Annotated in this window: 1 pseudogene; it reads left to right on the top strand. The window is 48.0% G+C overall.

The window, feature by feature from the left end:
• Window positions 1-181: 181 nt before the first annotated feature.
• Window positions 182-642 (top strand): annotated as a pseudogene (locus KIV40_RS33085) (YtxH domain-containing protein); the annotation flags it as partial.

Below are 642 nucleotides of genomic sequence, written 5' to 3'. Positions count from 1 at the left end.
ATCTGTTCCGGCATTTAAAAACTACAAGATCAACACTGCGACCGGCAGCATCGTTATCGAATATGACCCGTCATGTATTCCACCTAGCACCATAGACGCTCTATTTTCCGACTCTGCTGCAGATGCTGAGCAGGCATGTTACTCGCTCGCCGAGCAGCTAAACCTCTAAGGAGTGAACACCTTGAGTAATGAGACGAACAACCCCTATCAAGCGTATTACAACGCAATGTTGGATATGCAAAAGGAGATGGCAAATGCCTATTTCGCTGCCCAGCAGAATGGTCAGTGGGATCCTAATATGCCTCCCCCAATGGGAATGCCACCCTTTATGATGCACGGTCAACCGATGCATCCTCAGTTTATGCACCCAGGAATGATGCCACCACATATGGCACATCCTGGTATGCCACCTCAATACAATCAGGCAAACGCCCCTCAAACGCCTCAACCAGAAGAGGAAAACAATGCCCTCTTTGAACAAGCACAAGCGATGCTCGATGGTGCACTAGGGGAAGAAGCAAATACATTCAAAGAGATATTAGGAAGTTTTGGTATGAGTGATAAAGAATTCTGGAAAGGCGCTATGGTCGGCGCAGCGGCGGCTTTGATCCTAAGCAACGACAACGTTCGTGGAAAGCTAAT

It is taken from the genome of Vibrio sp. D173a, from assembly GCF_030248475.1.
The sequence above is the reverse complement of the archived record's forward strand: the minus strand, read 5'-3'. Positions and strand labels throughout refer to the sequence as shown.